The organism is Bdellovibrio bacteriovorus (assembly GCF_002208115.1).
Taxonomy (GTDB): domain Bacteria; phylum Bdellovibrionota; class Bdellovibrionia; order Bdellovibrionales; family Bdellovibrionaceae; genus Bdellovibrio; species Bdellovibrio bacteriovorus_C.
This window is the reverse complement of the sequence record NZ_CP020946.1, coordinates 645,735-666,925: the sequence shown is the minus strand read 5'-3', so window position 1 is coordinate 666,925 and position 21,191 is coordinate 645,735. Positions and strand designations below refer to the sequence as shown.

At 51.3% G+C, this 21,191-nt stretch carries 23 protein-coding genes; 15 read left to right on the top strand and 8 right to left on the bottom strand.

What is annotated here, in order from left to right; translation table 11 throughout:
- Nucleotides 1-2: 2 nt before the first annotated feature.
- On the bottom strand, nt 3-1,493 hold the full coding sequence (locus B9G79_RS03325; protein WP_088564289.1) for a UDP-N-acetylmuramoyl-L-alanyl-D-glutamate--2,6-diaminopimelate ligase: 1,491 nt from the start codon (nt 1,491-1,493) through the stop codon (nt 3-5).
- Nucleotides 1,494-1,520: 27 nt separating this feature from the next.
- Between B9G79_RS03325 and B9G79_RS03320 the strand changes: the two genes are divergently transcribed.
- The 4 genes from B9G79_RS03320 (at nt 1,521) to B9G79_RS03305 (ending at nt 5,362) form a co-directional block, all read left to right on the top strand.
- A complete protein-coding gene (locus B9G79_RS03320; protein WP_088564288.1) occupies nt 1,521-2,201 on the top strand; it encodes an alpha/beta hydrolase in 681 nt (226 codons plus the stop codon).
- Nucleotides 2,202-2,298: 97 nt separating this feature from the next.
- A complete protein-coding gene (locus B9G79_RS03315) occupies nt 2,299-4,041 on the top strand; it encodes a hypothetical protein (protein ID WP_088566756.1) in 1,743 nt (580 codons plus the stop codon).
- Between the two features lie 122 nt (nt 4,042-4,163).
- The gene (locus B9G79_RS03310; protein WP_088564287.1) at nt 4,164-4,610 is read left to right on the top strand and encodes a Crp/Fnr family transcriptional regulator; all 447 of its coding nucleotides are present in this window, start codon (nt 4,164-4,166) and stop codon (nt 4,608-4,610) included.
- A complete protein-coding gene (locus B9G79_RS03305; protein WP_088564286.1) occupies nt 4,607-5,362 on the top strand; it encodes a UDP-2,3-diacylglucosamine diphosphatase in 756 nt (251 codons plus the stop codon). Before B9G79_RS03310 ends, B9G79_RS03305 begins: the two co-directional genes overlap by 4 nt.
- Before the next feature lie 6 nt (nt 5,363-5,368).
- Here B9G79_RS03305 and B9G79_RS03300 read toward each other — a convergent pair whose 3' ends face one another.
- A complete protein-coding gene (locus tag B9G79_RS03300; protein ID WP_088564285.1) occupies nt 5,369-6,961 on the bottom strand; it encodes a RecQ family ATP-dependent DNA helicase in 1,593 nt (530 codons plus the stop codon).
- A 193-nt stretch (nt 6,962-7,154) separates the two neighbouring features.
- On the opposite strand from B9G79_RS03300, the gene B9G79_RS03295 reads away from it, so the two are divergent.
- The gene (locus B9G79_RS03295; RefSeq protein WP_232469081.1) at nt 7,155-8,009 is read left to right on the top strand and encodes a penicillin-binding transpeptidase domain-containing protein; all 855 of its coding nucleotides are present in this window, start codon (nt 7,155-7,157) and stop codon (nt 8,007-8,009) included.
- A 77-nt stretch (nt 8,010-8,086) separates the two neighbouring features.
- Here the strand turns inward: B9G79_RS03295 and B9G79_RS03290 are convergent, their stop codons facing one another.
- From B9G79_RS03290 to rsmH, 3 genes are read right to left on the bottom strand one after another with little or no spacing between them, the layout of a single operon-like run.
- Nucleotides 8,087-10,069, bottom strand: coding sequence for a penicillin-binding transpeptidase domain-containing protein (locus B9G79_RS03290; RefSeq protein ID WP_088564283.1), 1,983 nt, complete (start codon nt 10,067-10,069; stop codon nt 8,087-8,089).
- A gap of 1 nt (nt 10,070) precedes the next feature.
- Nucleotides 10,071-10,406, bottom strand: a complete 336-nt coding sequence (locus tag B9G79_RS03285; RefSeq protein WP_011165571.1) for a hypothetical protein — start codon at nt 10,404-10,406, stop codon at nt 10,071-10,073.
- Nucleotides 10,387-11,373, bottom strand: a complete 987-nt coding sequence (gene rsmH, locus B9G79_RS03280) for a 16S rRNA (cytosine(1402)-N(4))-methyltransferase RsmH (RefSeq protein WP_088564282.1) — start codon at nt 11,371-11,373, stop codon at nt 10,387-10,389. Before rsmH ends, B9G79_RS03285 begins: the two co-directional genes overlap by 20 nt.
- A gap of 197 nt (nt 11,374-11,570) precedes the next feature.
- Between rsmH and B9G79_RS03275 the strand changes: the two genes are divergently transcribed.
- From B9G79_RS03275 to hpt, 3 genes are read left to right on the top strand one after another with little or no spacing between them, the layout of a single operon-like run.
- Nucleotides 11,571-12,527, top strand: a complete 957-nt coding sequence (locus B9G79_RS03275; protein WP_232469079.1) for a hypothetical protein — start codon at nt 11,571-11,573, stop codon at nt 12,525-12,527.
- Between the two features lie 18 nt (nt 12,528-12,545).
- Nucleotides 12,546-13,334 (top strand): uracil phosphoribosyltransferase, encoded by a 789-nt coding sequence (locus B9G79_RS03270; RefSeq protein WP_088564280.1) that lies wholly within the window; start codon nt 12,546-12,548, stop codon nt 13,332-13,334.
- A gap of 17 nt (nt 13,335-13,351) precedes the next feature.
- Nucleotides 13,352-13,882, top strand: coding sequence for a hypoxanthine phosphoribosyltransferase (gene hpt / locus B9G79_RS03265; RefSeq protein WP_015092239.1), 531 nt, complete (start codon nt 13,352-13,354; stop codon nt 13,880-13,882).
- A gap of 70 nt (nt 13,883-13,952) precedes the next feature.
- On the opposite strand, the gene B9G79_RS03260 is transcribed toward hpt, so the two are convergent.
- Complete coding sequence (locus tag B9G79_RS03260) at nt 13,953-14,435, bottom strand: hypothetical protein (RefSeq protein ID WP_088564279.1); 483 nt, start codon at nt 14,433-14,435, stop codon at nt 13,953-13,955.
- Nucleotides 14,436-14,580: 145 nt separating this feature from the next.
- Nucleotides 14,581-15,132: a TMEM165/GDT1 family protein gene (locus tag B9G79_RS03255; protein ID WP_088564278.1), complete on the bottom strand. Its 552-nt coding sequence runs from the start codon at nt 15,130-15,132 to the stop codon at nt 14,581-14,583.
- A gap of 381 nt (nt 15,133-15,513) precedes the next feature.
- Here B9G79_RS03255 and B9G79_RS03250 point away from each other — a divergent pair, with 381 nt between their 5' ends.
- Together B9G79_RS03250 and B9G79_RS03245 are read left to right on the top strand one after the other, a co-directional pair.
- Nucleotides 15,514-16,029, top strand: coding sequence for an SCO family protein (locus B9G79_RS03250; RefSeq protein WP_232469077.1), 516 nt, complete (start codon nt 15,514-15,516; stop codon nt 16,027-16,029).
- Entirely contained in the window at nt 16,026-16,484 is a 459-nt protein-coding gene (locus tag B9G79_RS03245; protein WP_088564277.1) for a copper chaperone PCu(A)C, read from the top strand. Before B9G79_RS03250 ends, B9G79_RS03245 begins: the two co-directional genes overlap by 4 nt.
- Nucleotides 16,485-16,546: 62 nt before the next feature.
- Here the strand turns inward: B9G79_RS03245 and B9G79_RS03240 are convergent, their stop codons facing one another.
- Nucleotides 16,547-17,245: a pirin family protein gene (locus tag B9G79_RS03240; RefSeq protein ID WP_038448387.1), complete on the bottom strand. Its 699-nt coding sequence runs from the start codon at nt 17,243-17,245 to the stop codon at nt 16,547-16,549.
- A gap of 161 nt (nt 17,246-17,406) precedes the next feature.
- Between B9G79_RS03240 and B9G79_RS03235 the strand changes: the two genes are divergently transcribed.
- From B9G79_RS03235 to murB, 5 genes are all read left to right on the top strand, one after another.
- Nucleotides 17,407-18,279 (top strand): LysR family transcriptional regulator, encoded by an 873-nt coding sequence (locus tag B9G79_RS03235; RefSeq protein WP_088564276.1) that lies wholly within the window; start codon nt 17,407-17,409, stop codon nt 18,277-18,279.
- A gap of 60 nt (nt 18,280-18,339) precedes the next feature.
- Nucleotides 18,340-19,134 (top strand): thymidylate synthase, encoded by a 795-nt coding sequence (locus tag B9G79_RS03230; protein ID WP_011165585.1) that lies wholly within the window; start codon nt 18,340-18,342, stop codon nt 19,132-19,134.
- The gene (locus tag B9G79_RS03225; RefSeq protein WP_088564275.1) at nt 19,131-19,640 is read left to right on the top strand and encodes a dihydrofolate reductase; all 510 of its coding nucleotides are present in this window, start codon (nt 19,131-19,133) and stop codon (nt 19,638-19,640) included. Before B9G79_RS03230 ends, B9G79_RS03225 begins: the two co-directional genes overlap by 4 nt.
- A 102-nt stretch (nt 19,641-19,742) precedes the next feature.
- Nucleotides 19,743-20,057: a PilZ domain-containing protein gene (locus tag B9G79_RS03220; protein ID WP_232469075.1), complete on the top strand. Its 315-nt coding sequence runs from the start codon at nt 19,743-19,745 to the stop codon at nt 20,055-20,057.
- 15 nt (nt 20,058-20,072) lie between these two features.
- Nucleotides 20,073-21,083, top strand: coding sequence for a UDP-N-acetylmuramate dehydrogenase (gene murB, locus B9G79_RS03215; RefSeq protein WP_088564273.1), 1,011 nt, complete (start codon nt 20,073-20,075; stop codon nt 21,081-21,083).
- Nucleotides 21,084-21,191: the final 108 nt, after the last annotated feature.

The following is a 21,191-nucleotide window of genomic DNA, read 5'->3' as shown; positions in this document are numbered from 1 at the left end:
GTTTATCTCCCTTGCAAGGCCTCTTCGGCCACCTTCACATCACTGAAGGGGAACTTCTGTGTTCCGATAATTTGATAGTCTTCGTGACCTTTGCCAGCGATCAGAATCACATCGCCTTCCTGGGCCCGTTTCAGGGTTTGAGTGATGGCGTCCTTGCGGTCCACCACGGTCGTGGCTTTGGCTTTCGCAGATCCGGCCACTCCGGCCAGAATATCCTGAATGATCGCTTGCGGATCTTCGGTGCGAGGATTGTCGGAAGTGATCACGACTTCGTCTGAATACTTCAAGGCCATTTCAGCCATCAAAGGACGTTTGCCTTTGTCACGATCCCCGCCGCAGCCAAAGATCGTCCAGATGCGCGCTTTGGATTGCAGGTTTTCACGAACCTTGTTCAAAGCCGTCAGCACGTTTTCCAATGCATCCGGCGAATGGGCGTAATCAACAAAGACCGAAAGATTTTTATCATTGGGCACGGACTGCAGACGGCCCGGCACACCAGTAAAACGATCCAAAGCCTCGATGCAGATATTCAGCGGAAGCCCCGCAGACAATCCCGCACCCAAGGCCGCCAGGGCATTCATCACATTGTGAGTCCCGGACATCGGCAAGCGCACTTCACCCTCCCCGACCGGGGTCCACACTTTGAAGTGGGTCAGGGCAAAGTCCATCTTCAGAATTTCATAGCGAATGTCAGAATCTTTTTCACCGTAAGTCCAAAGCACCGCCGGATCAGCCACACGCAAGCGACGGCCAAACTTGTCAGCGGTATTGACGATGGCAAAGCACGGACGCTTGTGGGTCTTCCACAAAAGATCCGTGAACAGGCGCTGCTTCGCCTCCAGATAGCTTTCCATCGTGTTGTGATAATCCAAATGATCACGTGTCAGATTCGTAAAGATCACGGTGTTGAACGGAACACTGTCCACACGGCGCTGGTCCAGAGCGTGGGAGGAAACCTCCATCGCCACGGCCAAAGCCCCTGCCGAACGGAATTCGCGCAGACGCTTTTGCAAAAACACCGGATCCGGTGTGGTCATTTCAGAAGGCCATACCTGATCACCCAGATGGTGATTGACCGTGCCGATCACCCCGGTGGGAATTTTGCCGTGATTCAAAATGGCTTCGGCCATGTACGTGACAGAAGTTTTTCCGTTGGTGCCGGTCACGCCGACGCAGAAAAGCTCCTGCCCCGGATCCCAGTAAAAACGGCTGGCCAGAACATCCAGCACTTCGCGGGAGTTTGGCACCTGCAACACAACGCCTTCGTACCCTTGCGGAATTTTCGCGCGATCTTCCACCACCAGGGCGGCGGCACCTTTAGCAACGGCATCAGGAATAAAAGTGTGCCCGTCCAGTTTGTTGCCGCGAATCGCGACAAATACTGAACCCGGCACGACAAGGCGTGCGTCGTTAAAGACCCCTGTCACTTCAATATGAGAGAATGCGTTTTCAGGAATCCCCGGCAGAATGGAAAAGAGATGTTGCAGTTTCACGCACTAAGAGTAACTTAGGTCTCAGATATGAGACAACTCGGAAAACTACATTGCCAAGAAATAAATCATAACGACGATGCGCCATGGGTCATCTTCTTCCACGGCTACGGCGCTGATGCCAACGACCTGTTTTCGCTGGGGGAAATCATCCCAACCAAGAAGACATACAACTGGTTATTTCCGAACGGAAATCTGGAAGTACCCATCGGCCCGGCTTGGATGGGCCGCGCCTGGTGGACAATTGACATGATGGAAATTCAGCGTGCGCAGGAACGCGGTGAACACCGCGACTTCAGCAACGACACCCCGAAAGGCATGAGCAAAGCTTACGACCTGGCCATGGAGATGATCCGCCAGATGAAGGTTCCGTGGAACAAAATCGTGCTGGGCGGATTCAGCCAGGGCGCGATGCTGGCGACCGAAATCTATCTGCGTGCACCGGAAACTCCAAAAGGACTTGTGATCATGTCCGGCACTTTGGTGCATCAGGAAGAATGGAAAAAACACATCCCGAATCGCGCGGGCCAAAGATTCTTCCAAAGCCATGGCGTGGCCGACCAAGTCCTCGGATTCAAGCAAGCCCAGCAACTGGAAACTTTACTGACTCAAAACGGCATGAAGGGTTCTTTGATGGGCTTCCGCGGAGGCCATGAAATCCCGATGCCAGTCATCACCCAAATCGGGGAATATCTAAACTCCATTCCTTAAATCAAGCTCCCGGCCGAAGTTGAAGAGCAAAACTTGCGGGAGCGACTCTCTCCTAATTGCAACGTGACAAAAACCAAGTATGAGTCAAAATAAAGCCATGAAAAATTTTATTTTTATGGCCTTGTTGTTGTCCGCTTGTGCGGCCTCTGCGCACCGTCTGGTTCTGGAAGAACCCTCTGAAGTTCAAGCCCTTGACGAAGCTGAATTCAATCTTGGCGCCGTTTTATTTTCTGCTCCTGGCGCAGACAATAAGAAACTTTTGGAACATCCTGCTTACAATTCTTTGGTTGCCGATTTGGAGAAAGACCTGGACGCCCTCAAGACTCAGGATGCCAAGCTGGGTGTGGGCATGAACTATGTTCACCGCCTGTTTGATATCCGCTGGCTAAAAACCCCGACGGCCCGCTTTGAACTGGTGGGCGTTGTCAACCGCATGGATCGCACCGTATTTAATCCCGGCACCTGCGGCGAGGTGCGCCTGATCTATCGCCTGTCCTATGCGAAAACCCAGAACCAAACCCTGATTCAGTCGCGTCTGCCGATGACCCTCAATGCGGTCTTCAAACTTCCAGCAACACCAAACTGCCAGACGGTGGCAAAACAATGGTCCTCTCAGCAAAAGCCTCCTTTGAAAAACTGGGTGACGCTGGCGAACCTGAAATCACTGGAAGTGAATCTGCAAGCCGTACGCTGGCCGTCGACCATTCGGGGGGACATGGGCGGACATGCGGAATATTTCCTGCGCGTGTATAAATTAAAAAATAAAATCTTTGTGCCAGCCCCGATGGAAAACACCCCGGACGTGGCCCGTCTGCAAAATGATTCCGCCCTGCGCACAGAACTGCTGGCCTGGATTTCCACGCCGGAAAATATCAAGGCTCTGGATGCCGGGACCCTGAACATTCCAGAAAAATTCCTGACCAACAAGGGCTCTTCCTTTGCCCTGCACGGAATGAACCGCTTGGCCAATCGACCGTTTGATCAGATTTTCAAGAAAGACGACTTTAAAAATCTGAAGCTGTCGGATCTGGAAAACATTTATGGCCCGTCGTCTTTCCGTCGCCGCCTGAACGACCTTTCCTGTGCGGGCTGCCATCAGGGACGCACGATTGCGGGCTTCCACTTTCTGGGGAAAGACCCGGAATCAACGATCTTTGCCAACTCGGTCTTCTCATCCCAATCTCCGCACATGATGCAGGAACAGAAGCGCCGTCAGATATACTTCCAGAATGTCTTCCAGGGAAAAACGGCCGACAGCTCTCGTCCCTTCTCAGAGCGTGACCCGAAAACACCGGGCTCCATGAATGCCCACTGTGGATTGCCGGGTTCAGAGTATCAGGCTTGGACTTGTGCGACTGGATTGAAATGCCAGGCGGTTGTCACGCCTGAAACCTCCAAAGAAATCGGCGAATGCCTGCCGGAACAACCGATGGCTGGCAACCCCTGCGAGCCGGGGACGATTTCTCAAACCGCAAATTCTCATCGCGATCTGATGAAGGCCGGAACCAGAACATCCTGCCCGTCACATCAGTACTGCCAAACCACGAAGGTGGGTTTCCCGGGCGGCATGTGTTCTGGAGGCTGCGAACAGTTGGCTTCGGGTGAAGCGTGCGGAGCCATCGCGATTCTTCAGGGCTTCAACGACTGTCTGGCGCGCAATCGTCCTTTCGGAGAATGCCTGGCGCAGAACACCCGACCTGCGGGATTGCAGGCCTGCGATGACAACACCTCCTGCCGGGCCGACTATATCTGCAACAAAACCCAGTCCGGAAAAGGCGTGTGCATTCCGCCTTACTTCCTGTTCCAACTGCGCGTGGATGGTCATCCCAAACCAATCTAAGTTTCTTTTCACAGACGAAGGGCCCATTGCGGCCCCACTGTCTGCACTTGCTCGCGGTACCTTCGACCAGACCGATTCATGCCCGGTGGAATGGTCAAAAATCCTTGATAATCTATCCACCTATGTTCAATTCAAAAGCTTCCAAGGGCAAAAAATTCGTCGATCAGCAGATCGTTAAACTGTCCGATGGTGACGTCCTCTTCCGTGAAGGGGATCTGAGCCGCGAGATGTATATCGTACAAAAAGGCGCCATCGAAGTCTTTAAAAGAGTCGAAGGCCGCACCATGATTTTAAGTCGCATCGACCGTGGCAGCATGGTGGGTGAAATGTCTTTGCTGGAATCCCTGCCAAGATCCGCTTCTGCTCAGGCTGTGGGTGAAACGACATTGCTGATGTTTGATCCGGGAAGTTTTCTGCTGAAGATCCGCCGCGATCCAACTTTTGCCTTTGAGCTGATGAAGCAACTGAGCGGACGCATTCGTCAGACCAATGAAAAGTTGATCACATTGATGGCGGCTGAGCAGCTTTCCAAAGATGATCTGCAAGACATTACGGAATCCGTTTTATGATTATTGATGTCACCACAGAGAAAATGGTGGTCATTTCAGATCTGCATCTGGGGAATCCTTTTTCTGAGGCAAAGAAATCCCTGATTGAATTTCTGTACTGGGCGGCGGAAAACAAATACGACGTCTGCATCAATGGCGACGGTCTGGAAATCGCGCAAGTGTCTTTCCGTAAAATGGCGGAAGATGTGCCCGAGGTGTTTCGCGCCGTCAAAGCCATCACCAAAGCTGGAAATCGCGTGTTTTACGTCGTCGGAAACCACGACATCGTCCTTGAAAACTTTCTGGAGGACTGGGGCCCGTTAACCCTGGCGCCATTTTTAAATGTTCAGTGTGGCAAGCAGCGCATTCGCATCGAGCACGGCCACTTGTACGACCCGTTCTTTGTGAAACGCCCCGATCTGTATGAGTTCCTGACCTGGCTGGGTGGTTTTGCCCTGATGGTCAGCCCGCGAATTTATAAAGCCTGGATTAAGTTTGAAGAAATAAAGTCCCGTCTGCGCCGGCGCTTCCGCGGCAGCAGCGAAGTTCCATGCCTGCCCGGGGAACATCCGGACTTTGTGATCGCGGCTGAAGAAATCTGCTCCCGCGGCTTTGATGCCATCATCTTTGGTCACACTCACCATCCCGGCACCATTGATCTGCCCCAAGGAAGGTATTTCAACAGCGGTTCCTGGATGATTTCGCCGACCTATATCGGCATTACAAGCCAGGATGTGGTTCTGACTCAGTTTGAAGCTGATAAGGGGCTTTAGCCGCCACTAAAGGCGGCGTGTAGGATCACCCAGTTCCGCCAGAATATCCCATCCGAACTTTTCCAGCTTGGAATCCCCGATGCCATAGATGTTTTTCATCTCATCAAGAGTGCGTGGGTTTTTCACCGCCAGTTGGCGCAGGGTCAAATCACCGAAGACCACGAAGGCTGGCACATCCAGCTCTTTCGCCTTTTCACGTCTCCAGCGCTTCAGAAGCTCCATACGTTTTTCCTGAATCTCATCCAGCACGATATCGTCGGTGTTGGTGATTTTTTTGGATTTGCTGGAGGCCTTTTTCAGTTTGGTGACAACCTGATCCATCTTCGCCAGCGGAGTCACAGACTTCTGGATGCGACGACTTGATTTCGGATCACAACTGTCACAGTGCCCACAGCGCTCGATGCGCTGGGAGTCTTTGTAGTAAGTAAGAATCTCGGCGTGACGACACTCTCCACCTTCGGAATAGTTCACCAGGGCGTCCAGATTTCTCCAGCGCGCGTCTTTGATTTCATCCGGTGCTTCCGAGCTGTGAATGAAGAAGGACTGAAGACCCTTGTCTTTCTTCGAATACAAAGTCAGGCAGGTCGAATGCTCGCCGTCACGGCCCGCACGTCCCATTTCCTGATAAAGAGCATCGATATTGGCAGGAATCTGGAAATGCACCACCAGACGCACATCCGGCTGATCGATACCCATACCGAAGGCATTGGTCGCCACCAGAATGCGCAGCTCCCCTTTGGCGTAAGCTTCCTGGGTGCTGGTGCGAGTTTCGGAAGTCAGACCGGCATGATAGTAGCCCACAGTTTTACCGAACTTCTTTTGCAGGAAAGCCGCAATGCTTTCAGTGACCTTGCGAGTCCCACAGTAAACGATAATGCGCCCTTGAGGGGTTTGTTTGATACTTTGAAGCAGCAGCAGAAGCTTGGCGTCTTCGTCTTCACACAGCTCCACTTGATAGTACAGGTTGGAACGGTAGAATCCGTGAACCATGCGCTCGGGCTTTTGCAGCTTCAGATGCTTGGAAATATCATCCAAGACGGTCGGTGTCGCCGACGCGGTCAGTGCCAGCACGGGAACATCCGGGCACAGCTTTTTCAAAACATTGAGCTGCGCATATTCTTCACGGAAGTCATGCCCCCACTGGGACACGCAGTGAGCTTCATCAATCGCAAAAAGGCCGACCTGACGGTTTTGCACCCAGCGATGGAAGCCCTCTTTCTGAGCGCGCTCCGGGGAAAGATACAACACGAAGGCGCCGCCCTTGTTGATGTCGGCGAAGACCTCACGTTTGTCGTCATCACTTTGTCCGGAGTGCAGGGCGCCCGCCGGAATGCCATAACGGCGCAAAGAAGCCACCTGATCCTTCATCAAAGCAATCAGCGGGGAAATAACGATGACAAGCTTTTGTGTGGCAACCGCCGGATACTGATAGCACAGGGATTTGCCACCACCGGTCGGCAGAACGGCCAGAACATCCCGGCCGCCCATCACCGAATCGATGATCTCTTTTTGCCCGCGTCGGAAACCGGAAAGATTGAAGTATTTTTTGAGCTGGTTTTCCTGCGGACGGACGGCGATTTCCATAAACGACACTTTCATTCAAACACCCCTTGATTTCAACAAGATTGCACGGCTTCTTGTGCTGCCGCGCAAACAGGCAGCAAGAACAAGGCGAGGCCCTAAGTGCCCTGAATCCTTCGGAAGTTCCCGGTGGTTTCCGAATTCCAGTCGGAAAAATTTTGCAAGACCTGCCCCGCAATTTATGCGAACCTATAAATCCGAAGGAGTTTTTATGAAGGCACTCTCATTTCTAACGATTCCTGCCCTGCTGCTGGGTTGTTCCTCCCCTGCCCCGAAAGAGGCTCCAGCCAAGGAAGCCGCGCCAGTCGCAGCGGATCCTTACCCGGACAAGGCCGTCTGTTTTTTGCTGATTGATGCCCAAACCGGCCAGATTCAGAAATCCATCAATGAGGAAAACTGTCAGGTGCAGCGTCCGGCGTGTTCGACTTTCAAGGTTCCCTTGGCAGTGATGGGCTTTGATTCCGGCATTCTGAAAAATGAAAGCACGAAATTCAAATGGAACGGCAAAAAGCACTCCATCCCCGAGTGGAACAAAGATCAGACGGCCGCTTCATGGATGAAAAACTCCACTGTGTGGTATTCCCAGGTATTGACCGGCAAGATGGGTTTTCAAAAGCTGCAAACGTATCTGCGCAAGTTTGATTACGGCAATCAGGATATTTCCGGCGGCATCAAAACCGCGTGGCTGACGCCAGCCTCTTTCACCCCGGATGAAAAAGGCTTCTCTTTGCGCATTTCAGGATTTGAACAGACCGACTTCCTGAAAAAACTTTTGTACGATAAATTGCCGGCGACCAAACGCTCGCAGGAACTGACCAAGAAAATCATGTTCCTGGAAAAGACCCCGAAGGGTTATGAGTTCAGCGGAAAAACCGGATCGGGCTATACGGATGAAGCTCAAAAACGCCGCATCGGCTGGTTCGTGGGATTCATCAAAACACCTGATCGCCAGTATGTTTTTGCAACAAACTACATCGACACCGTGGACGTGGAAAACGCCGAATTCGGCAGCCGCCTCGCCAAACAACTGACCATCAATCTGCTCAAAGAGGAAAACCTCTGGTAAAAAAGGTACCTGCTTACTTTTTCCGAAGCGGCGCATCTGGCGCAATGCTTCTGCAAAAGTAAGCAGGTACCTTTTGGCTATTTCATGATGACGGTGATTTCTTTGCTTTCGGGGACTTGGGAGCCGGCGGTTGGGAAGACTTCGCTGACGGTGCCCTGCCCTACGAATTTCACTTTCAGATCCTGACCGCTGACTTTGCGAAGAACTTCGCGCGTGGTCAGATTCATCAGGTTGGGAACGGTGTCACCGGTTTCAACGTTCGTGACCTTATCCAGTTCAGTCGCAGTCAGGATCGCTCTTGGAGCTTCGGCTTTCTTGACGGCTTTTGGTTCAGAAGCCACTCGGCGAACTTTTGGATTCACTGTGGATTCTTCAGCCAACTGCAATGGAGCAATGCCTTCTTTGCGAACAGCATAAGAGGCAATTCGAGAAAACACTGGAGCTGCCACTGTGGCCGCGTAATAGGATTTGCGCGGGGAATCCACCGCCACATAGATCACGAACTTCGGATCGTTGGCTGGGATGAATCCGCCAAAGCTGGAGATATAGGCGCCACGCAGGTAGCCACGCCCGTTCGGATTTACTTTTTGAGCTGTCCCGGTTTTACCCGCCACCATGAAACCATCGACGCGGGCGTTACCACCAGTACCACCTTTGGTGGTCACTCCCACCAACATCGCGCGCATTTGTGCGGCTTGTTCGGGGGAAAGAATGCGGCGGATGGGTTTTGGCTGAACTTCAACCAGCTCGCCGGTTTCCGCATCACGCATGCTTTGTACAATGTACGGAGTATTCAGAACACCACCGTTGGCAATCGCCGCAAAGGCATTGGCAATCTGCAACGGTGTCGTGGAAATCCCGTGACCGAAAGAGATATTGGAAAGCAAATGCTGTCTCCAAGGAAGCCCCTGCACCATTCCGCGGGCTTCACCCGGCAGATCCACACCCAAGCGCTGACCGAATCCGAAATCAAGCAGGCCCTGGCGCAAACGCTCTTGACCCATTTTGAAAGCGATCTTGGTGGTACCGACGTTGGAAGACACTGCCAGGATCTCAGAAACAGTCAGGTCCTCGAACTTCTCTCTGGTTTCGGCTTCTTTGATGATGCGGTCGCCGACTCTGAAGCTGCCTTTTTCACAATAGAACTTGGTGTTGGGCTGAATCAGACCATCACGCAAAGCTGCGGCGATCACAAAAGCTTTCATCGTGGACCCGGGCTCAAATGCGTCGGTGACGATTTTATTACGGCGATATTCAGACGGCGCCTTGGCAGCTTTGTTCACATCAAATGTCGGGGCAGATGCCAACGCCAGAATTTTGGAAGTCTTCGCATCCAGAATCACACCCACTGCATGATCCGCTTCAAACTGGGAAACCGCGTTCGCCAGTTCACTTTCAAGGCGGTACTGCAAATCAGAATCCACAGTCAGCTTCAGCTCAGTCCCTTCCGGATTTTCAATGAACATCAAACCGTCGTTGATCAGCGGGCGGCCACGAGCATCACGCTTTACCAGAACTTTCTTTTTATTCCCGGTCAGAGCCTGGTTGTAACCCAGCTCAAGACCTTCAAGTCCCTGCCCTTCACTGCCCAGGAAACCCAGGGTTTGTGCCAGCAAAGTTTCATTTGGATAAACACGGCGCCATTCTTCCACAAAGGAAAGACCGCGGATGTCCCAGGATTTGATTTCGTCAGCTTTGTCTTGTTCCAGCATGCGCTGAATCCAAACGAAGCGGCGGTTGCCGTCCTTGATCTTTGCGTAAACGGATTCAGGCGATTGATTCAGAACCTTTGCCAGCTTCCTCGCCACCTGTTTGCGGTTTTCCAAAAGCTTTGGATCGGCATACAAAGAGTAAGCCGCCGCCGACATGGCAAGGTCACGGCCATTGCTGTCGACAATCGCCCCACGGCGCGCGGGCAAAGAAACCTTCGTTTGGAATTGACGGTTTTGCAAAGCATTCAAGCGGTCGTTGGGAAGAAATTGAAGATAGGCTGCGCGCATCGCCAAAGCGGACCACAACACTAGAATTCCGACGAAGATGACAACAATACGTGATTTCAACTTACAGATCCTTTTTTGCGATGCCTTTTTCAGCCACAGTGTTCATCTCAGAAGCCAGCGGGCCGGTCAGATGAATGATCTGATTGGCCTGAACCTTTTTAAGAGTGAATTTTTGCTGAGCCACGGAATCCAAAAGCTGGGGACGAGTGATTTTTGCCAAAGAGATTTCCTTGGTGCGTTTTTCTTCCCAGACTTTTTTGTGTTCACGGGTCAGCTTCAGAACGCTGTAACCCATACGGCGTTCTTCCATCTGCAGGAACACGATTGAAAACAAAGTAAAGATGACAATAAGAATACTGAAGAAAGGTTTTAGCTGCTTAAAGTTTTGTGAGCTCATCCTGAGCACTCCTCTCGAATATTCTCAGCTTCGCAGAGCGTGAGCGAGAATTTCTGTCACACTCTTCCTGAGTGGGAACAATTACTTTCTTAGTCACCGTGCGGCCTAAATCCTCGGACTCACGGAAAATATTTTTTACGATACGATCTTCCAGAGAGTGGAAAGAGATCACCGCCAGTCGCCCGCCGGGATTCAGCGCGCGAATCATTTTCGGAATCGCCTCTGCCACCACTTCCAGTTCGGAATTCACCGCCAGTCGCAAAGCCATGAAATACTTCGTGGCCGGGTGATGGCCTTTGACCTGCCATCCGTCCACGCGTTCAATCAGCCCTGCCAGGGCACCTGTTGTCTGGAATGCTTTTGTTTTGCGGTCATTGACGATCGCACGTACGACTCGGGAAGGGCGATAGACCTCGCCGTATTCCTTGAAGATTCGAATGAGCTCATCCTCAGAAGCCGTATTAATAAGCACCTCAGCTGTCAGTCCCTGCTGCTGGTTCATTCTCATATCCAGGGGGCCGTCGTTATAAAAACTAAAGCCTCGTTCTCCCTGGTCCAATTGCGGAGAACTCACACCTAGATCTAAGAGCATCATATCAAAGTTATTTAGATTGTGTTCTGAAAACTGCGTGAAATTACCATGGATTACGTTTAACTGGCCCTTCTCGACTTCAGTCTGGAAGCGGCTTTGCGCGTAGGCAATCGCAGTCAGATCTTGGTCCATGACCGTGGCTTTCATCTGGGGGTAAGCATACTTCAGCGCCATGTAGTGACCGCCCCGGCCAAAAGTCCCGTCGAAGTAGCTCAGTTCTTTTTTGTCTCGCAGAGGATAAAACGCCGCCAGCACTTCCTGAAGCAGAACGGGATAGTGTTCAGGAGAGAATTCAAAGGGAAGCTCGACCTTCGGCGGGATGACTTCTTCCTGACGTTCAATTCGTTCACCGGATTTGGGCTTGTACTTCTTCATGGGCGCGCGCTTTCGCTATAGTTTTCGGGCTATTAGATGATTCAAGGTATGAATTATTCTATTGAGCGTCAAGTCGCTTTGCCTTAACCTGTTTTTAAGGCTTCTTCGTATTGAAAAGGATTTCGATGCTTATCAACTGCCCCCGCTGTGGTTTTCAACAACCTAAAGACAAATACTGCGCGCAGTGTGGCGTTGATATGGAAAGCTTTAAACCCGCAACTCCACCGGCGTGGAAACGCTTTTTCGGCAATCCCCTGATTCAATTGTCTTTGGTGGTCGTTGTTGCAGGCGGTGTCGGAATCACTCTCTATAAAAAAGGCCAGCAGAACCTGGAACGCCGGGTGAGCTATCTGAAATCCACAGTGCAGATCAACTCTGCCGGCGGACCCGTGGATGTCCCCCCACCCGAGGACACCGCGAACTTTGCCAATCAGGAAACAGAGGAAGCAACACAATCTTCTGAAGCTGCAGACGGCACCATCGATGCTTATAAAGTGGAGCCGACACCTGCCGCAGTGACTGCGGTGGCAGCGGCCGCCGCTCCGGAACTGACGGATCGCACGGGCCGTGCCGTTGCCAAAGCCGGGGCTCACCTGATTGTCTATTACACCGAAGTTTCCCGCGGCCGCCTGAATACCATTTTTGGCGCCAGCCGATCCACCGGACAGTTCATGAATTTCAACGAGTACTCTGCAGGGATTTTGCCGGACTTTGAAAAGAACGTGATGAACCGCCCGGACATCAAGATTCTGCACAAGGAAGACCGCCCCCTGACAGCCTCAAGAACCCTGCAGTGGTCCTACACTTTGAAAGACCGCAGAAATCCGGCCATTGAAATCGGCCTGACCACGTTCTTTGAGCTGAATGACTTTGATAACAACAACCTGCGCGGCAACCTGGAAATCCAAAGAAACTGGCGCGAGCCGGCTCCCGGCGGCGGGTTTGAGCTTCAGCGCAAATCCTTCCCGGCGATTTTTGAAATCGGCGGCGAGACTGGTTTCTTCATGTCTGGCGTGATGCCTCCGGTGTCAAACATGGGCCCGGAAGAAGACCAGTTGATGAGCTTTGATATTTACAAGATCCTGCGCTCTCCCCAGTTCCGTTCCGGCGAGAGCGACTTCGTGATCTTTGTTGAGTTCGAAAAAGGCAACTGATTCACCAAAGGCAGCAGCATGGCATTTCAACAGGAACTGAGACACCACTATGGGCCTCAGGTACACATCATTGACAGCCCTTTCCTTAACGGTCTTTTAGCCAAACTCTGCCACCCCGACACTTATCAACCTGAAATCAACCGCATTGTGGAAGTGCTTTACACCCACATGATTTCCATCACGATCAACAATGAGTTTGCGATGGAGAGGTTCGAGCAGGAAACCCGCATGACCGCGATGCACCCGGATAAAAAACTGTCTGGCTCACGCATCAACCCGGAGCAAAAAGCCGTCAGTGTGAACCTGGCCCGCGCCGGAACTTATCCCAGCCATATCTGTTACAACTTCCTGCACTTTTCCCTGCCAGGGAAAAACGTGCGTCAGGACCATATCTTTGCCGCCCGGGTGACAAACAGCAAAGACGCTGTGACCGGGGCCGAGTTCGGTGGCATGAAGATCGGGGGCGACGTCAAAGACGCCCATGTGATCTTCCCCGACCCTATGGGAGCCACCGGCAACACCATGGTCACCGCCATTGACCACTATAAGACCCATATTGAGGGTCCAGCCCGCAAGTTTATCGCCCTGAACCTGATTGTGACGCCCGAGTATTTGAAGAATGTACTGGCTGCACACCCAGAGGTCGTAATCTATGCCTTAAGACTTGACCGGGGACTGTCCCCTCAGGCAGTTTTAGATGCAACTCCCGGACAATTTTGGGATCAAGAACGCGGCCTGAACGAAAAGCAATACATCGTTCCCGGCGGCGGCGGCTTCGGCGAAATCATGAACAACTCCTTCGTGTAGTTGGAGAAAGGGCGACCATGACAAATCTTTCCTTGAAACCTTACCTTACAGAAGAGCAGATCCAGCAAAAAGTGAAAGAGATTGGGGCTACCCTTTCCAAGAAATTCAAAAACGAAAAGGTCGTTGCGATCTGCGTTTTGAAGGGTTCTTTCATGTTCTACTCTGATTTGGTTCGTAACATCGAAGCCGACATCACTTGCGAGTTCTTCGGTGTGGCGTCTTACCACGGCGGCACTTCTTCTTCTGGCGAAGTGAAAGTGACTTTGGATCTGGCTGGTCCGGTTGAAAACTGCCACGTGATCCTGGTGGAAGACATCGTGGACACAGGTCTGACCATGAACTATCTGAAAAACGCCATCCAGTCCCGCAAACCAAAATCTTTGACGACTGTTGCCTTGTTAGAAAAACCGGATGCATTGAAAGTGAAATGTGACATTGATCACGTGGGCTTCAAAATCGCTAACGAATTCGTTGTTGGTTACGGTTTGGATTATCAGGGTTACTACAGAAATCTTCCTTACATCGCGCAAGTTCAAAACTTCCAGTAAGCAAGACAACTGCACAAATAAAAAAAGGAGCCCTCAAGGCTCCTTTTTTCGTTTCAGGATCTGTTGCTGATTAGAACTTGCAGTTCATTTCAGCCAGAACTTTTTCTTTAAAGATCGTCTTCACTGAATCCAGGGCGTAACCCAAAGAAATGTCCTTCAGATCCGGGGACACCTTCAGCATCAGAACCTGATAGTCCTGGCCTTCCGGACCCATCGTCGCCAGCTTTTCTTTCTTGGTCAGAACACCATCACGGTACGTGATGCTTAAGCCCGGACGCGCCAACAGCACGCCTTCTTTCAAAGGCAACTGAGCCGCCGCAATACGAATGGAATCCTGAATGCCGGTTTCTTTATCGGAACGCAAGGAAACAACCACGGCACCCTTGCCGTCTTTTTGCCTTTCCACGGAATAATCACAAGACGTCGCATCTGTGTTCAACAGATTGGAAAACCCAAGGACCTCTTTCGTGGATTTGGAAACTTCCGTCGCAGCGAAAGTCACGGTCCCAAAAAACAGAATAACGGCGCTAATGGCAAAGATGTGCTTTTTCATAGGGCGCAGTATAGGGGGGCTTGAAGCCCCTTTAAAGAGGCAATAAACGGCCCTTCCGAAACCCGAAAGAGCCATTTAATTTCATACACTTAGCCACCATGAAAAAGCTGCCTGTCAAAACTTCACACAGGCCTTTGCAAGGCTTTTAGCGCATCAGAATGCCGACACCGAAAAGCACATACAGCAGCGACGACCCGTAGTTAATCCACTTCATTGAAATCTTCTGAGTGAGTTTTTCACCGAAGACCACCGCCAATCCATCCGCAAACATCATCCCGGCGGTCGTGCCCAAAGTGACCAGCAGAATGTTTTGATATTTCGCCGCCAAAGCCACCGTGCTGAGCTGGGTTTTGTCGCCGATTTCAGCAAAGAAGAACAACACGGTGGTTGTCCAGAAGGCGCCCCACTTCATATTATCGGCATTCGAGTCATCCTTATCCGGAATCAGAATCCACAGAGCAAAACCAAAGAACGTCAAAGCCAGCGCCCAGTTCAACCACTGCCCTGGAACGGTGGCGGCGATCCACTCACCCGCCCAGGCGGCCAAAGCGTGATTCAGAACTGTTGCTGTGAAAATCCCGGCCATCACATGCCATGGTTTCTTGAACTTTGATGCCAGAACCAGCGCCAATAGCTGAGTTTTGTCGCCCATTTCTGTGGCGGCCACCAGTAAGAATGAATTGATGATTGCTTCCATGTGCCCTCGATACGGTTATGACCGTGGGGGCTTGCTTCAAAAAGAAAACGAGACCACACGGTGCTTTGTTAAAAACACTCGTGTCAGTCTCGTCAACAGAAGGACTTTTGGGTCCTTAGGCATTTAAACCGGAGTTCATCACTCAGTATGTCGGTTTAAATCAAATCTTGGGAAAGATTGCGACTACTCCCTAACTACCCGGCCAACTTACGAAGGCCGCAGATGAAAGTCAAAAGAAAACTCCCCCGCAATTTGATGTTGCGTCTGACATTCTACACCTTGGCGAACCGGGCTGAATTCTCTATAACTGGGGGGATGAAGACTTCGATAAAAACACAGTTAATTCGCTCGCTTGTCGCGGCCTTATCCGCCCTGGGGCTTTTGGCTTTTCTACTTTGGTACACTCAGCGTCCGCCAACAATGGGTGGCGACTTTAAACTGAACCACAACGGTAAGACGTGGCAGTTTTCTGAAAACGCAAAAAAGCTGAATCTTCTTTATGTTGGTTACGCAAAATGTCCGGACGTATGCCCGATGGCTTTAAGTTATTCTGCCCAGGCCTTCAAACAACTGACGGACAAAGAACGTGAAAATGTTCAACTGATCTTTATCAGCGTGGATGCTGAAAACGACACGGCAGAATCGGTGTCTGTTTACGCTCACCAATTCAATCCGGAATTTATCGGCCTGACTGGCACCACGGCTGAAATCGATGCCGCGATCAAACCCTTTGGCGCCAGCTACATCGTGGAAAAAGATCCGAAGTCCTATCTGGGCTATTCGATCTCGCACACCGACCGCGTATTTTTTTTGAATAAAAAAGGCATTGTCGTCGACAGCATCCAAAGCCCGCGCTCTGCCGATGAAATTACAACTAAAATTAAGGAGAACCTATGAAAGCCATCGTACTTGCAGCTTTGACAGCGGCACTGAGCCCTGTTGCGTTTGCCGCGAAATCCCCAGTCACTATTTCTGACGCCCGCATCTTTGCGCCAATCAAAGGCACCAATGCGACAGCAGGTTATGGCGTGATCACCAACACGACCGACAAGGAAGTGACTGTCACGGTTGAAAGGATCGAGCCCTTCAAAGCAGTTGAAATGCACGAAACCGTGGAAAAAGACGGTCGCATGGCCATGCAGAAGGTGGAAAAGCTGACCATCCCGGCGAAGAAATCCGCGGAACTAAAACCCGGCGGCAACCACATCATGCTGTTTGACCCCACCCGCGAAGTCAAAGCCGACGAGACACTGAAAGTGTCTTTGAAAGTGAACGGCAAGGTTGAATCCTTCGACTTCAAAGTCATCCCCCGCGTGGAGACCAAAAAAGAGGAACATCACCACCATCACTAGTCCCAACAGTGAGTGAAATAGGAAAGGCGGAGCATTCACTCCGCCTTTTTTCGTTTTAAGACCTAGCGCAGGTCAAAGAGCAAGAATTCAGTTTCTTTTAAAGCTTTGATCTTCAGGTTTTCTTCTTCCACCACCAGGGCATCCCCTGATTTCAGAATTTGACCGTTCACTTCCAGTTCACCTTCGGCCAATTGCAGCCAGGCTCCACGTTTGGAACGTAAAGCGAATTCCTGTTCATAACCTTCGGTAAAGACCGACGCATACAGATCCGCATCCTGGTTGATCTTCTGACTGCCTTCGCGACCGTCTTTGGAAACGATCAGCTTGAACTGATTCAATTTCTGTTCACGGGTGAAGGACTGCTGGGTGTAACCCGGTGTCGCTCCGACCACGTCAGGCATGATCCAGATCTGGAACAGTTGAAGGTCCTCAGTCTCGGACGGATTGTATTCGCTGTGGCGCATGCCGGTTCCGGCGTGCATCGTTTGAATTTCTCCGGCTTTGATCTGACCGACGTTACCCAGGCTGTCCCTGTGCTCCACGGCGCCTTTCAGCACGTAGGTGATGATCTCCATGTCACGGTGCGGGTGTGCAGGGAATCCGGAAGATTTTGCAATCCAGTCCTGATTGATCACACGCAAGTCACGGTAACCCATGAACTTTGGATCGTAGTAGTCGGCGAAAGAAAACGTGTGCATGGATTTCAGCCAGCCACCGAACTCTGCGTAGCCTCTGTCTTCGGATTTGCGTTGATACATCATAATGACCTCCCACTTGAAATGGAGACTTGGTTGTTGGTTGTCTGCTCTAGCTTCGGCAGGAACTCCATTTCTTCGTAAATAATATTACACAACTAGACGATCTAAAAAAATTATAATTTTTTGATTAACATGATCTAATTTTTTGATATACTTTCTGAGGTATGACACTGGATCAACTGCAAGTACTTCAAACCATAGTTAAATCGGGAAGCTTCCGGGCCGCTTCCCAGGAATTGCATCGCGCACAAAGCGCGGTCAGTTATGCCATGCGCACCCTTGAAGGTGAGCTGGGCTTTAAAATTTTCAGCCGTGACCAGTACCGCCCGACCTTGACCCCTCAGGGCCGCGCTTTCTTAAAGAAAGCCGACGACCTGATCCTTCAGTTCGATGAACTGGGGGAAACTGCAGAACTATTGAAAAGAGGACATGAACCGATCATCCGTCTGGCCGTCAGCGCTCTGTGGCCCCTCCCGAATTTGGTCAGTGCGCTGAAGGAATTCTCCTCCCGTTTCCCCCAGACGGAGATCAAAATTATTCACGATGTTCTGAGTGCCGATGAACATTTGCTGGAGGATCACGCCGACATTTCCCTGGGCACGATTTTTAACGACAAAGGGCTTCTCATCACTGAGGAGCTTTTCACTGTGAACATGGTGATGGTCTGCGCTGCCAAGCATCCGCTGGCGAAGCTGAAAAAAGCCACCACCGAGGGTCTGAAGAAATATCCTCAGATTGTTCTTTCCAGCACAGTGAAAAGCTCCAATCGCTCCGGAGGTGTTGTGAATCCGGCAAACACCATCAGCGTTCAGGATCTGCAGACGAAGAAAGTCTTTTTGGAAGGTGGCCTGGGTTATGGGCGCATGCCTGATTTCGCAATTAAAGAGGAAATCAAGCAAAAATCCCTCGTGACACTGGGATTAAAACCCATCCCTCTGCACGCCGCTATTGGTCGACATGGCTCCAAGGAGCTTGGCCCCTGCGGCAAATTCATCTGGGACTATTTTTCACGTGGACAAGGCAAGAAGCTAAAATAGAATGTTCAGCGACAAAGGGACCATAACTTTCCCACAGTACGGTACCCGCAAGGAGGCAGAATGAAGCAGTATCACGATCTCATCAAAACAGTTCTAGAACATGGTGTGAAAAAAGAGGACCGTACCGGCACCGGCACCATTTCCATGTTCGGTTATCAGATGCGCTACAATCTGCAAGAGGGCTTCCCTCTGCTGACCACCAAAAAACTTCACACGCGCTCTATCTTCCATGAGCTTCTGTGGTTCCTGAAAGGCGAAACCAATATCAAGTATCTTCACGACAACAAAGTGACGATCTGGGATGAATGGGCAGATGAAAACGGCAACCTGGGCCCGGTGTACGGAAAACAATGGCGCTCCTGGGAAACCGCTGACGGTCGCACCATCGATCAGATCACCAACGTCGTCGAGCAAATCAAAAAGAATCCGAACTCCCGCCGCATGCTGGTGGTAGCGTTCAACCCGGGTGACGTAGACAAGATGGCATTGCCACCGTGTCACGCTTTCTTCCAGTTCTATGTGGCGAACGGAAAACTATCCTGCCAACTGTATCAGCGCAGTGCTGATATCTTCCTGGGTGTGCCGTTCAATATCGCCAGCTACGCATTGCTGACCCATATGATCGCGCAAGTTTGCGATCTTGAAGTGGGTGACTTTGTTCACACCCTGGGTGATGCGCATCTTTACCTGAATCACCTTGAACAGGCGAACCTGCAACTGACCCGTGAATTCCGTCCACTGCCTCAGTTGAAACTGAACCCGGCCAAGAAAGATCTTTTCGACTTCACTTACGAAGACATCGAAATCATCGGTTACGATCCGCACCCGGCTATCAAGGCTGAGGTGGCAGTATGATTTTGACTCATGTGGTGGCCTGTTCGCAGAACCGTGTTATCGGCGCGCAAGGGGGACTTCCCTGGAATCTGCCCGAGGACATGAAGTTCTTCCGCGAAACCACCAAGGGTCATATCATGATCATGGGGCGCAAGACGTTTGATTCTTTCAACGGCCGCGCCCTTCCCAACCGCTATCACATTGTGGTAACCCGCGATCCGTCCAAACAAAGTTTTAATTCCACCGAATCAAGCCCTGTGGTTTTTGTTTCTTCCATCGAAGAAGCGGTAAAACACGCAGAACCCCTGACGGCAAAGTGGGGCGATGAAGTATTCATTATTGGCGGCGGCGAAATCTACAAACAAGCGATGCCAATCACCGACAAAATCTATCTGACCCTGATCCATCGTGAATTTCCGGGGGACACTTATTACCCTGAAATCGACGAAAAGGTGTTCACTCAGACCGAGCGACGTGACATCGAAACGCCTATTCCTTTTTCGTTTCTGACGTACTTGCGCAAGTAGGGTCCAGAATCAAGTCCCATCTTGAGACTGATTCAATTTGGACTCTACCAACGCGATATTTTTTCCGAGAATAGAGGTAAGACGCTAATCCCGGAGTGCCTTATGAGTTCTTCCCAGACCGCGAAACGATTCAGAACCAAAGAGATGGCTTCGATCGAAGTGTACGGCCACATTGGCATTCTGGTGGCCAAGCTTCGTAATATTTCGCAGACCGGCGCCTTTCTGGAAGTCTCGCAAGGAGACTATGTCCCGCAAAAAGGGGACCTTCTGAACCTTACAGTCAAGTTAGACACTGTCGATCGTACGCACAACGTGGCGGCCGAAGTGATATGGAGCAAAGGACTGGGCCTGGGCATTTGCTTTATCAACAAGGATCAAATCCTTGAAAGAATGATGGCCAAAGCCGGAGCCTTCTAATAAGATCTCTGGATCATGCAGATCCAAAACTCTCACGACCTCAGCTCTTCCAACACCCTTCAACTGCGCTCTCAAGCAGAGCACTTTGTGGAGCTGTATACCCCTGCGGATCTGTCCACCCTGCTGATGAATCCTGACCTAAAAAAGCTTCCCTGGAAGATTCTAGGCGGCGGCAGCAATCTGGTATTGCCTTCTCAGATTGAAGGCCTGGTGCTGAAGGTCTCTAACCTCGGTCGTAAGTTGATTCATGAAGATCCGGATTACTGGTTCGTGAAAGCCCAGGCCGGAGAAATCTGGAATGACTTTGTTCAGTGGACTTTGGAAGAAGGCTATTGGGGCCTTGAGAATCTTTCTTTGATTCCTGGCACAGTCGGAGCCGCTCCGATTCAAAACATCGGTGCTTACGGCGTGGAAGTCAAAGACACCCTGTGGGAAGTCCATGCTCTGGATCTGCAAACGGGCGAACCACGAATCTTCAGCAACAAAGAATGCCACTTCTCGTACCGCGACAGTTACTTCAAACAAGAAGGCGCGGGCCGCTATCTGATCTGGGATGTGACCTTCCGTCTGCCAAAGAAAAACACCTTGCACCTGGAATACGGCGACATCCGCAAAGAGGTTGAACGCAACAACTGGCCGCAAGATCCCCGCCACATCGCTCAGGCCGTGATCAACATCCGCCAAAGCAAACTGCCCGATCCAAAAGTCATCGGCAATGCCGGAAGCTTCTTCAAAAACCCGATTGTCAGCAAAGAGCTGCGCGATGGTTTGCTTTCCAAACACAATGACCTTGTCAGCTTCCCTTACGAAGACCGCTTCAAGCTTGCAGCCGGTTGGCTGATTGATCGCGCCGGCTGGAAGGGCAAAAAACTGGGCCCTGTGGGCATGTACGAAAAGCAGGCCCTGGTGCTGGTCAACCACGGCGGCGCCACCGCCGACGACGTATGGAAGCTCGCTCGCCAGGTGTCTTCGGACGTTCACACTCAGTTCGGCGTCGAAATCGAAGCCGAACCCATCCGCTGGTAACAGACATTCTTCACGACAAACTCAGTGCATGTATTTTTCTGCGATAAGGACTGCAGATCCTCGTGGACCGCTTCTGCGGTCCCGAACCTAGACCTTAGTCTCAGCTCC